The sequence below is a fragment of the Psychrobacter nivimaris genome (genome assembly GCF_904846365.1).
Classification (GTDB): domain Bacteria; phylum Pseudomonadota; class Gammaproteobacteria; order Pseudomonadales; family Moraxellaceae; genus Psychrobacter; species Psychrobacter nivimaris_B.
The window spans coordinates 53870-67223 of the sequence record NZ_CAJHAL010000007.1 but is presented as its reverse complement, the minus strand read 5'-3'; the positions used below and the strand labels follow the sequence as shown (position 1 = coordinate 67223).

The 13354-nt window shown below is 42.0% G+C and carries 6 protein-coding genes and 1 CRISPR repeat array (1 of these 7 only partly in view); all 6 genes read right to left on the bottom strand.

Annotation, left to right across the window (positions count from 1 at the left end):
* Window positions 1-236: 236 nt before the first annotated feature.
* Window positions 237-3575 (bottom strand): tyrosine-type recombinase/integrase, encoded by a 3339-nt coding sequence (locus JMX63_RS04875; RefSeq protein ID WP_185156606.1) that lies wholly within the window; start codon window positions 3573-3575, stop codon window positions 237-239.
* A complete protein-coding gene (locus JMX63_RS04870) occupies window positions 3562-6069 on the bottom strand; it encodes a site-specific integrase (RefSeq protein ID WP_201571276.1) in 2508 nt (835 codons plus the stop codon). Before JMX63_RS04870 ends, JMX63_RS04875 begins: the two co-directional genes overlap by 14 nt.
* The gene (locus tag JMX63_RS04865; RefSeq protein ID WP_102093436.1) at window positions 6066-6575 is read right to left on the bottom strand and encodes a hypothetical protein; all 510 of its coding nucleotides are present in this window, start codon (window positions 6573-6575) and stop codon (window positions 6066-6068) included. The genes JMX63_RS04870 and JMX63_RS04865 overlap by 4 nt, the downstream gene beginning before the upstream one ends.
* Window positions 6576-6975: 400 nt before the next feature.
* Window positions 6976-7401 carry a translesion error-prone DNA polymerase V autoproteolytic subunit gene (gene umuD / locus JMX63_RS04860; RefSeq protein WP_102093435.1) on the bottom strand — a complete coding sequence of 142 codons (426 nt, stop codon included), beginning with the start codon at window positions 7399-7401 and terminating at the stop codon, window positions 6976-6978.
* Window positions 7402-8700, bottom strand: coding sequence for a translesion error-prone DNA polymerase V subunit UmuC (gene umuC / locus JMX63_RS04855; RefSeq protein ID WP_102093433.1), 1299 nt, complete (start codon window positions 8698-8700; stop codon window positions 7402-7404).
* A 250-nt stretch (window positions 8701-8950) separates the two neighbouring features.
* Complete coding sequence (locus tag JMX63_RS04850) at window positions 8951-9652, bottom strand: hypothetical protein (RefSeq protein WP_102093432.1); 702 nt, start codon at window positions 9650-9652, stop codon at window positions 8951-8953.
* A 285-nt stretch (window positions 9653-9937) separates the two neighbouring features.
* A CRISPR array of direct repeats spans window positions 9938-13354; the repeat unit is 28 nt; unit sequence TTTCTAAGTCACCTGAGCGGTGATGAAG; it runs 1112 nt beyond the window's last position.

Below are 13354 nucleotides of genomic sequence, written 5' to 3'. Positions count from 1 at the left end.
GTTATCTGATTAATTATCGGGTAGCGTTTTTTTATTGTTATATTAGGCGGTGTAGCTAAAATCTCCCAAGTGTGTTTGTACGGATTTGACGGCATAGATCAATGCTCGCTTGTGTCTTTATCTGGTTGCCCCTGATTTGAATTCTATACAGCCCCTAATAAAAATAATATTTTTTGTGGTATCGCCATCAGGCAAATCTATAAGTCATTATGACAAAGGACGCTAGTACAAGAAGCTTAATTCGCAATAGATAATGTTTCATCTGTAATCAGCATCATATGCACAAAAAACCGTAGTAGTGGTGAGTATTGCCACTTGTTAGTCCGTTCCCTATGGTCTTGACTAGCAATACCGATATGGAGAGCATTTTTCGAGTCATTAGATTGCTGCTTAATGTCTTGATAGTCAGTAGATGACATAGTTTCCATCAATAGATTTTTGTTGCTACTCACCAGCCAACGTTTCAAAGGCAGCAATTTCTCAGCAATCCCAATGAACCGCTGCAATTCTTTTTTATCTTCTTTTCTAAATGGTAGGTATGCTCTGCTAACAGACAGTTTTTCACGACATATCTCAATAAACCAAGTCCAATCAGTCCCTGACTTTTCTCGTAGACGGTAGGCATTACTTAACAAAAGCGATAGCAATCTTAAGTCACTTTGATATTGAATGTTCAGTGGACTCAGTACGGAATTCTTTGAATCTGATAGCTTAACAAAGCGAGATTTGCCGCGTTTGGTAGCGATGTCGGCAACCTCGCTGGCACGTTTTATTAAAATGTTTGCATCGTGCATAGAAATATTTGCCAACTGGGCTGCTTTACTCAACAGTACCTCTTTATCATAGGTCTGTAGTAGCAGCTGTACTCGGTTTAGACCATAACGACCAAACAATTCATCAGTGGTTGGGGTATTGGTACTCAAGAGAAACTGTTTATCACAGTTTTCGATCGTAAATTGAGGTGACTTGCGTTTGCCTTCTATAATACTTTTAAACAAAAGTTTACGCATGCTAGGTATGCTGACCATGCCATTAGCAGTAATGTCAGCATTATCCTTAATCCTTCTAAGAGGAAATTCGGTAATGTTACACAGCGTTTGCTCGGGTAGTTTGATGTCAGCAATACTTAACGCATAGGTCGCCATCAAAGTAGCAAAATGGTTGTAATACTCAAAGCTACGCTCAGGCGACAAGTGCCCCATAACACCTGATAGAGCGTACCAGCGATCTTGTGCATCGATATGCTCCCCGAGTAGGCCTTTTTTTATACGCAGTATGTCGTTTTCGTCATAATCGGTGAGGGCTTCTACGAGATCTGGATGACCTAATAGCGCTAAAGATAGATTGCTCACAGCCGTGTGTCTAAACCCATGAAAGGTATGCTCTGCCACATTATGATCTACCGACATGTCTTTTAAGACTCGTTTGAGTAACTGTAAAGGAACATGGTCATCAATAGGACGCTGATCCGATGATAAGGTAAAGATAAATTTGTTTGAATGGCTGCCAATATTACTTTGCACAAAGTTAATAAAAAAGTTCAGCTCATCAGGCTTGAGAAGGGCAAATAAGGCAATGCGGCGGATACTACTTTGAGTCTTGGTGGGACGGTAGCTATTGGGCCTGATTACCACTGAGGGTGTAGCTGCCTTTAAACCTTCGATATCACTATACTTAAGTCCCAACAGCTCTTTTTTGCGCATGCCAGTACGATAGACTAAGATAAATAAAAGCGCGAACATCTCCCGCTCCAATATATCTACAGAACCCAGTATCTGCGTAATTATGGCTTTGTACGCTTGCGGTGATATCAGCTCTGCACGTACACGCCGACCGTTTTTGGAGTGTTGAAAGTTCACGGAGGGTAGATTGTATTTGCTCTTAGCAAAGTTGTGCATACTCTTTAATAAATTGGCAGAGTATCCAATGTCAGTATTGTTCCGTACGACAGCTTTGTACTCTAAAATATCTTCATAAAGTTCCTCAAACTCTTCCTCTGACCAAATATCAAGCGGCTGAGCCGTTGTGAAATATAACCATTCATAGCCTATGGTTCTAATATATTTCAAAATAGACTCATTACTAAGTGATTTTGACTCCTTTCGATTGAGTAAACTTAGTACCCAATCTAATAAAATTTTTTCACTTAAGTCATCGTATTGCCCATAGCGTTTTTGTACTCTTTCGATAAGAGTGTACGTCGTTTGGCCGAGTTTTTTCTTCTTCTGTTTTTTATCCATTTTGAAGTCTTTAGTCAGATTCATAATTAAATCAGACTTTCTAACCTCTATCTTTTTGGTAGAACTACTACTAGATGTCTCGTTTTGATTAACAGAGTTTTTGCTGATAGACAGCGTCAAAATATGTTCTAGATCATACGGCTCCTCTTTATACTGATATTTTTGGTTCAAAAACCGACCAAAGTCCTGTGTACTCAGTCCAGCAGTATTATGCATACCTCGCAGCACCCCAACTGAAGCATGATCAATATTAGTGCCCTTCAGCTCCTCCCAGTAATAACTGGCGTAATATAAAAACCTTGAAAAGGGAAGTGGCTTAATACCTAAAGGATTGATCACGTCAGACAAAGCCACAGTCAAGTATTGTTTTATCTTATCTTCTGACAGCTTGGCAATGATAGGTTTGATCTCTGCTTGACTGCTTTTTTTATGATAACGCATCAGCCAACACTGACTGACCACATCTACAACGATTTGCTTGGTGTTATAAAGCTGGTCACTTTCTTCTTCTCGCTCGTTACCAAAGCGCTTCTGCACAAAGCGCGGCGAGACCATTATCCTGTCTTTGATAAATGGCTGATACTCTTTGGCGAGCAATGAGGTAAGCCATCCTTGAAGCATTTGTACCTCGTTGATGCCACCATATACAATTCCTGAGAATATCAGCCAACCTATAATCTGATCTTGGCTATAATCGACTGTTTGCTCCCAATTATGCTCTACTGCGCGAATAATTTTGACCAGCGCCTTACCGTCTTTTAACCAAGCTGTATTTGTAATTAGTGGATTAATTTTAGTAGGCTGTGGCGCGATTATCTTAGGATAGTGATGCTCAGCAAGCATATGGTACTTATTTTGATAGTCAACGAACTTAACGACGACTTGCCAGACATGTTTGAGTGTTCTAGATGACTCGTAAGCTTTTGCAATTTTGTTTTCAATGATTGACTGAAACTCATCAAATCCTTCTTGAGACAATGGTTCCAATTGTCTATAAAGCTCTATCTGAAACTGGCTTAAAGATTGACTCCAAGATAGCCATGATAAATCAAAATAGTCGCTAGAGCTTGGCGAAAATGAAAAGATGCGCTCATTGGGCCAAAGCGCTTGTTGGTAGTATTTATTGAAAGACTGTATGAATCCGATACTTCCAGGATGAATCCTTTTCAATGACTCCCATTCGGTTTGTAAGTCGGCGAGTAGCTTTATCTCACGTGTCCTTGCCGTGTCACTGTTTTTGAGTATAGATGGGTAAGGCACGTAGCGCTTTTTTCTACCATCAAACTTTGCTAAGTCATCAATAATTTTTGGCAGCTTTATTTCATTTATTAGCATGATCAACCTCTGCAGTGCTTGTGCCGACATGATTTGAATTAGGGTAATGATTGATTGTGATATCTGATAACCCAAGCTGTGCTGCGATCTGTTCAAACACGGACGCTACACGCTTAATATCTGCTTTACTACTTGATGAGAAGCGCCCCAATACTTCTTGACGAGCTTTTTCATGACCAATAACCGTGTTAATCAGTGATAAGGAAACGCCAAGTTTTTCAAGCTGCGTACGAACAAAGTGGCGTGTCCAATAGGGATTGGCGTCAATGATATGCTTGGTCATATGATAAGCATCGCCACGCTTAATATCTTTAAGAGTAGGAGAGTTAGCAGTAGGAGCTCGCTCAGACAACAGCTTTAATAGTGCTTCATCATTACCTAAACGTATATTATCAATGATAGCGCTGATATCATGATGACCTTGGTGCTTTGCCTGATAGTTGACTAAATATGCTCTATAGTCTGTTAGATGGCGTATAAGTGTGGGGCATAGCGGAATGAGACGGTCACTTTTGACCTTCTTAACTGGCTTGTCATTGATGAGCAGCCAACCCATATCAAGATCAATATCGTACATCCTGCCAAGACCGTTGTTTGGTCGCACGCCGGTTAAAAGGCAAAAGACAAACCATACAAAAATACTGGTTCTATTAAAGTGCTCCTCATCGTTTGAACTTTGATCAGTCCAGTACTTCATCTCATTTACGATGTCGCAAACGGTTTCAATCGTTAGCGCAAACGCTGAGCCTACGGTATATTTATGCCAAGGGGTGATATAAGTTAAGTCAAAATCACTGTTGCTATTAAATATGCCCAGTGCTGATTTATAGTGTGTCATAAGTGCTTCGCTGGTGTGGCTACTATAGTACATTGCAGGAGCATGGGACGCAGGCGTGCGACAGATGATATCGGCGATATGTGCATGACAATTAGGTGTATAACGAGAGAGCACGACATGTAGTGCGGTCTCTATACGATTGACGGACAGGTACGGCAATCCAAGGCTGCTACGTAAGGTGGCAAGATAAGCCGTAAAATCTTCTTTTAATGGCAACTCGCAAGCAAGTAAATCATCTATCAGCCACAACGGTAGTGGAACTTTGATGGTATCAGAAGTATTTTCATAATCATTTTCGAGCAATGTTTGGCTTGTGGACTTTTCGGTAATACCTAAGCTGTGTTCGATGTAATACTTTTTACCTTTAATTTTGAAAATATTAGGATGACCGATATAGCCGGGTGTTAGTAAGGATTTAACTGGCAACCCAGTAATCATAGATAACAATAAAATACCAGCACAGGTTTTATCAGTCTCTGTTTCTGGTAAGGTGCTTGCATCTTGGTTGAGCGCAGCAAATAACGCTTGGTAGCCGGCAAGAGAGAGTAAGCGCGTGTTAGAGTTAAGCGCGAGATTGCGCTGAGACATATAGTTTTGCTGTAGCGATAAATCTATAGTTTGGAGCGGTATAGAGTGTTTGATTAACGGGTTTGGATATTCGCCATAGCTGACATAGGGTGCCTCATGGTGATCAATACGCTCTTCAAAGCTGGTGGTTAACCCTTCATGGCTTTCAGTATTAGCGTCTAAAAATGCAAGATCTATGGCGATAGCGCTGTGTTCTATATCATCACGTGTGTTACTCCATGTATCATTGCTAGGCGTGGTATTCCAGTTGTGACTCGTTGCAGTAGAGTCTAAGGGCAATTTCGATGTGTTATCTGCTAAGTTGATGGCTATAATTTTAATATGTTTAGGCGGCTTCTTATACTTAAGTCTAGGCTTGCGTAACGTATGCGCATTTTGATAGGCGGTCGTTATTTTCTCTATTTGGCTCAGTTTATCTTTTGCCACTTTCTTTTCTTCGGCATGAGTAGCTTGCTTATCATTTAACAATTCATATGCACTTTTTTGCTGCTCTAATAGATCAGTGAAAATGGCGCATATACTTTCCACACTCATGATCATTTGAGGTAAATCAGGTAGTTCACGCCAAATCCATGTTCGTCTAGAAGATCTTGAAAACTGCGCCTGTTTAAATTGCATCAGTATATTTTTGGTTTGCTGTTTTGGCCAGTGCTGCGTCAGCATCACACTGGTGTGCATTGCTATGGCTAGCCAAATTAACCGTTTCTGTAGGTAGTCATGCTGATGTTCATTGATAGAATGTTGCATGAGAATAAGCAATTGCATGATGAGTGGTTTTTTTGCTAATTCTGATCTACTAATAGTCATAGAAAGCCGAGGAACTGGCCTTCTTTGTAATACCTGTAATATTAATCTTAGTAGATTTTGGGGATTATCATCTGGCTGGCTATAGCTATTGTGTACTGCTAAAGTGATCTCAGATATGGCAGTCGATACTGCTTCTGGATATATAAAATTTTGCTCATTATCAATTTTCTTAACGATGTCTGTTAATGCTTGCGCATTAAGCCATTCACGCTCTTCATGATTATTCTCAGCATTCTCAGCATTCTCAGCATTCTCAGTCATAAAACACCCTCAGAAGGTCGCTTGTAATAAGTTTGCTCACTTATATTTATAAGCCGACAAAATGTAGTAATAGCAAAAATATTTTTGCCAAATAATTTTTGGTTTATCTCTTGATCCAAGGCTTCGTTTAGCTGCGTGTAAATGAGCGTGATATCTATTTTTTTGTTGTATTTTGCGATGAGATCAATGAGCTCGTAAAAACTAATGTCAAAATCAAACTGATCCTTTGAGATGTATTGCACAGCTACTTTTTGTCTGAGTACACTAAAATCAGCATCAGGGCTTTTGATCAGGTGAAAAAGCTCAAAATTATTGAGCAAGAACCATTTTTCCTCCTCTTTTATAAAGCAGGTAAGTTTTAAGCAAGTATTACTTTGCTCAAGTTCGATAGCCTGACTATTAAGAAGTGGTCTAATATGGCAGGTATAAATATCAAACAGACTAATGATTTCTGGATATACAAGCACATTGAGTGTTTGTAGCTTAGCGATCGATAGTGATTTCATATTTTTCCTACTAAGATATCGAGTTGATGACTTGTTCTTTATATATACCCTTGTGCTGACCTCCACTAATACTTTACGAGGACTAGCAAACAATTGAAAGTCAAGTTTTGGGGTTTTGAGACAGAATATCAAATTAGGCGACGGCTAATGACGCCTTGCTATGATTTATACTTTTAGAGACAATCTATGGTGATCCTATCTGAAGTATTTTAAGAGTTTAGCTTGAGTGGGTAGGTGTGTGGGCAGATGAGATAACTAGAAAAGTAGCTTAGGATGATAGCTTGGGGTGGGAATTTAGAGAAAGCAGCGTACTACTTGGATGTTAGGATCAAGAGCTTAGATGGCGTGGATGCAGATTAATATGTGATTTTAGGACATTAAAAGAGTGGTCTTATATATCTCAGCGCTTAAACCGCCTAATACTACTCGCCACCACCCCAAATAATTCAAGCGATCCCTTAACCACGATATCGGCATAATTCTCATTATGCGCACGTAAGATAATACTCTCACCCAGTATCAATTGCTTGGCAGTAAAGCCATCATCGACCAGTGCAATCACAATGTCCTTATGACAGGCTGTCAATGAGCGATCCACGATAAGAATATCATTGGGGTAGATACCGATATCCACCATACTGTCTCCTTCCACCTCGACCAGATACATCGATGCCGGATGGCGTATGAGTAACGTGTTTAAATCAATACGGTTTTGCACATAGTCAGTGGCTGGGCTTGGAAAGCCCGCTTTGACCTTATCGCTGTATAATGACAGCAATACCGTTTCACCTTCATTGGTGAGCTTACCGATTATTTTGACGGTCATCTAATGCACCTTAGGCAACTGATTGATATTGGTGGTGTAGCAAGGAGAAAGCATGTCACGGCTCATCTGCCATGACTGCTTGTCCTTGATACCTTCACTGGCGATAAACACTGCCGCTTGCTGATGACTGTTCTGTCCGTACTTTTTATTCAGTGCATCCATGATGGCAGTGACCTCTGTATTTTTCTTTTTATCCTCGACAGCTGCTTTGCTTTCTGCAAACAAATCAAGCTGCACCTCATCATGCTGACAGATACCGAGCAGCATCACACCTGCCTTAGCATAGCGTACCTCTTCTTTATAGATCACCTTTAGAACTTGTCTGGCAGCGGTGACCATCACTCTGGTGTCTGCCGTTGGCGTGATAAACTGATAGTTACCAGAGATAGAAACATAAGGTTCATTTTTACTAAAGGGGCTGTTCTTAGCAAAGACCGTGATATAAGCACAGACGCTGTCTTGTTGTCGTAGTTTACTGGCGGCTTTTGCTACATGGCTACAGATCGACTCGCTTAGAGCTTGTTGGTCAGTGATGCGCTCAGAGAATGACCGTGAGGAGATGATTTGTTTCTTCGGGGCTATGCTTTCAATGCCTAGACAGGACTGACCGTTGAGCTCTAAGCAGGTGCGCTCGAGTACCACGCCAAAGTGCTGTCTGATTTTAGCAGGCTCACAGATGGCCAATTGGTAGACGGTATGAATGCCCATCTCATTGAGTCTAACCTTGTACCGACGACCCACACCCCACAGCTCGCCGACATCGGTTATCTGCATGATGCGGCGTATCCATCTGATATTCTCTAACACACAGACGCCTTTGGTGGCGGGATACGTCTTAGCCGCATGATTGGCAAGCTTTGCCATAGTCTTGGTGCTACCAATACCGACACCGACTGGAATACCAGTATGCATCTCAACAATGGCTTTAAGCTTATGCCCGTAAGCATTGAGGTCTTGCATGGCAACGGGATAATCGGCTAAGTATAAAAAGGCTTCATCAATAGAATACACTTCAACGGTTGGACATAGCGTTTCAAGCGTGGTCATGACACGCTGAGACATGTCCGCATAAAGAGCGTAGTTGGAGCTAAAGACAGTGATGTTATTTTTGATGCAGAAGTCTTTGACTTGAAAGTACGGCACGCCCATCTTAATACCAAGCAGCTTTGCTTCAGGTGAGCGTGCTATGACGCAGCCATCATTATTAGACAGCACGACGACAGGCTTGTCCTTTAGATCAGGGCGAAAGAGCTTTTCACAGTTGGCATAAAAGCTGTTGCAGTCGATGAGCGCATACATGGCAGACTCGTCATAAAGGAAAAGGTATATCCAAGCACGAGTAACTAGATGCTCAGATGAGATGACTTTGATTGTAGAGACAGCCGCTTGAACAATTCAAGGGCAAATGTGAGTTATGCGACGGTGGTTGTCGTGAGGTTTTAGATGAGCAGTTTAAACCATAAAAAATAGCGCCCATGTTAGGCGCTACTTTATCTATCGTTGTTATGTGATTAAGGTTATGCAATAAGTCATATGATAAAGCGAATCACTACTGACTGGTTAAGGTCACTGTTCTAGCGCTGCCATTACTACTAGGCTGATTAAGTGTCACTTTGCTCGCTAAGAGATCGCCTTTGGCATTAATCTTGTAGCATTCTGATGACGTACCTGCAGGGTCAGAGCTGAGCAATAGATTGCCTGATGTTTCTATGCAGAACCATGCGGTGTTATTAGTATCTCGCGCAAGAGACCAATCTTGGTTATAAGTACCTATCTTGTTACGCATACTACTATTAGTATAGATATTCTCAGTAATCAACTTACTTGAGTCACCGACTGTAGCTATCTTAGGAATGACAGTTGTCTGGTTTGATAGTGAGTATTTACCCGTGCTATCTGTAAAGCCATGAAACACGAGTGGGTTCAGGGTAAAGTAATTGATAGCGACTGACTGATCAGTGATTCGATCATTCACTTTATTGATAGTGTTTACTTCGGCACCTTGTACAGCTTTATTATTGAATCGCATACTGCCTTTAGGTGTGACTTGAATTTCTGCTGATACACTTTGATTCCCAACCGTGGCAATTAACTTATCACTGCGTTGCTTGGTGTAGATGTTTAGTATGGCAGCTTCAACAGGATATTGAGTGACGACTCTATTGGCATTATTATTTTGGTCTGTATTACCTGTCATAGCACAAGCGCTTAAGCCCAGTCCTGCTGCAATACACAATCCTAGTACTTTCATGGTTCAACCCCTTAGCTTGTTTAAATAATAGTTATAGATATCTACTATAATCGAATTTCTAGGCAATGACATCTGTCAACTACTTTAAACCCCGCTATTTTTAAGCATCCTATAGGTGATGAAACCCGTAAATGGCAGTCTCTCACTCAGCACCTATAGCTTTCTAAGTCACCTGAGCGGTGAGATCCATTTTTCCGAATTGCGTTTGGAATTATAACTTCTGAAAATTCTATTTAAAGGATTTTCCTTGCACAACTAAAATTGCAGTACAATTTTTTAACGCTGCTCATAAGTCACCTGAGCGGTGATGAAGTGGCATACTTGGGTTTGTAGAGCCGTCAGGGTTTTCTAAGTCACCTGAGCGGTGATGAAGCGTTTAGGTAACTGGTATCAGCTAGTTGGTGATTTCTAAGTCACCTGAGCGGTGATGAAGCACGCAACAGACCGTGAGAAGCATGTGGTTATTTTCTAAGTCACCTGAGCGGTGATGAAGGCAATTCAAAAAGCTCAAGGTGAACATCATCATTTCTAAGTCACCTGAGCGGTGATGAAGGTAGCACGACGGAACACCGCCCCTGCGTGATTTTTCTAAGTCACCTGAGCGGTGATGAAGATGACTATTGATAAAGCCGCACCGCTGATCTCTTTCTAAGTCACCTGAGCGGTGATGAAGTAAGTCAAGCATCACAAGTATTCAGCTGAAAATTTCTAAGTCACCTGAGCGGTGATGAAGCACATATAATTATGCAATCCAAGGGCGCTACTTTTCTAAGTCACCTGAGCGGTGATGAAGGTCGGCTTTATCTCTGACAACTTTCACGAAATTTTCTAAGTCACCTGAGCGGTGATGAAGTGTCATGGCTAGTAGTATGTCGTTGAGTGCAGTTTCTAAGTCACCTGAGCGGTGATGAAGCCACCGCAAACGTCCTTAGCCGCATCGTCTGTTTTCTAAGTCACCTGAGCGGTGATGAAGCAAGAGAGTGTTGGCGCTGAAACACTACAAGTTTTCTAAGTCACCTGAGCGGTGATGAAGTTGCACTAGCAAATAATATTAATGGCTTACAGTTTCTAAGTCACCTGAGCGGTGATGAAGTATATTTAGCAAGCGTCATTTTCTCGGGCTTGTTTCTAAGTCACCTGAGCGGTGATGAAGTCATTGCTGGTTGTCCTAGCCAGCACTCTTTTTTTCTAAGTCACCTGAGCGGTGATGAAGAAATAGCCTTAAAGCCGAGCGCGACAAACTAGTTTCTAAGTCACCTGAGCGGTGATGAAGCGTCCTAGTGCTGCCTACAAGTATTTTAGATATTTCTAAGTCACCTGAGCGGTGATGAAGATGTTTTTTGATTTATCGCCAATCACCGCCTGCTTTCTAAGTCACCTGAGCGGTGATGAAGATGACCTAGATACTTTCGCACCTATTCCAGTTTTTCTAAGTCACCTGAGCGGTGATGAAGTCGCCCACATATTAGAAGTGGTCATTTTCATGTTTCTAAGTCACCTGAGCGGTGATGAAGTAACAAAAGGCCGATATTCTGTGCTTGTGCAATTTCTAAGTCACCTGAGCGGTGATGAAGATCAGGAATTAGCTTTTATGTGGGCACTGGCTTTTCTAAGTCACCTGAGCGGTGATGAAGCACCCTCAAAAACAACGGGGTTTTTTGTTGATTTTCTAAGTCACCTGAGCGGTGATGAAGTAACCATGAGCCATCATCTTGTGGCGTTGAGTTTTCTAAGTCACCTGAGCGGTGATGAAGTATTCAAGATGATTAGGCAATTGCGTGATTCTTTTCTAAGTCACCTGAGCGGTGATGAAGGCCCCGTGTATTCTTGATGGTCGTCGTCCCACTTTCTAAGTCACCTGAGCGGTGATGAAGCTTCATTTTTTTCAATGCCAGTTTTAGGAACATTTCTAAGTCACCTGAGCGGTGATGAAGATGATAGGTAGTATTAGATAGCCTAAGCAATATTTCTAAGTCACCTGAGCGGTGATGAAGATACTAATGACGGTTGGGATTATCGCGGCGGTTTTCTAAGTCACCTGAGCGGTGATGAAGGCTGTGACAGTAGCAGCGCCAGCACTAGACAATTTCTAAGTCACCTGAGCGGTGATGAAGAAGAAGAAAAGACAGGTGATAATAGTATTGATTTCTAAGTCACCTGAGCGGTGATGAAGGTAAATGAGATTAATGAAGAAACTGACTTAAATTTCTAAGTCACCTGAGCGGTGATGAAGAGCTTTTCTACACTTGAAGATAAAAACTTATTTTTCTAAGTCACCTGAGCGGTGATGAAGCCGCTAAGCGGTTGGCATACTTAAAAAGGATATTTCTAAGTCACCTGAGCGGTGATGAAGTAAGCTGAATCATCAGCTCACCATCTTCGTTTTTTCTAAGTCACCTGAGCGGTGATGAAGGCTTCCGGCAAAGTCATATAAGACGATACTGCTTTCTAAGTCACCTGAGCGGTGATGAAGCCTATCCGCAACTAGATGCTGAATCGGTTATCTTTCTAAGTCACCTGAGCGGTGATGAAGTGATGGGCTTGGTTAATGACCAATTAGACAGTTTTCTAAGTCACCTGAGCGGTGATGAAGAGACAGGCGATAAGACTAAACGTACGTTTAGTTTTCTAAGTCACCTGAGCGGTGATGAAGATTTCACCAACATTATGACTCTCACCTTCTACTTTCTAAGTCACCTGAGCGGTGATGAAGTACAAGCCAACGTATGCAGAGCCAAAAGGCAATTTCTAAGTCACCTGAGCGGTGATGAAGTTGGCGGTAAGTATTCGCTAGTCATAGACTCATTTCTAAGTCACCTGAGCGGTGATGAAGCTCAATCGTCATATCGACGGTGCGCGAGTCTATTTCTAAGTCACCTGAGCGGTGATGAAGAGCAAGGTAAGAGCTAGTGACGTCGAGGGGTTTTTCTAAGTCACCTGAGCGGTGATGAAGTTTAATTAGTTACTTAGCATCAAGGGCTTTAATTTCTAAGTCACCTGAGCGGTGATGAAGCCGACGATGTGCCTAACGAGATACTAGCGGCATTTCTAAGTCACCTGAGCGGTGATGAAGTGCCGCCTGTGTTGTCTGTATAACGATAATCATTTCTAAGTCACCTGAGCGGTGATGAAGAAGTAGTGCGGCATTACTAGCACCCGGACTAGTTTCTAAGTCACCTGAGCGGTGATGAAGGGCGATCCTATGGCTATGCAAGCTAAGGCTATTTTCTAAGTCACCTGAGCGGTGATGAAGAGCAAGGTAAGAGCTAGTGACGTCGAGGGGTTTTTCTAAGTCACCTGAGCGGTGATGAAGGAACCGTACCTGTTAGCTTTAGGTTTCCAGTATTTCTAAGTCACCTGAGCGGTGATGAAGGACGTTGCTTTTGCTAATGACGTTCTTGACAATTTCTAAGTCACCTGAGCGGTGATGAAGATTTGATGCTTGACCAAGAAGAGTTTATGACATTTCTAAGTCACCTGAGCGGTGATGAAGGAACCTGTGTTGTCGGTAGCTGATTTAATATTTTTCTAAGTCACCTGAGCGGTGATGAAGTATCATCACGGACTCATGGACTGCTACACACTTTTCTAAGTCACCTGAGCGGTGATGAAGAACCAGTGGTGCCAATGCACTGCACCCCCTTACTTTCTAAGTCACCTGAGCGGTGATGAAGCGTTTTGCAATCAAAAGGCGAGAGAGGC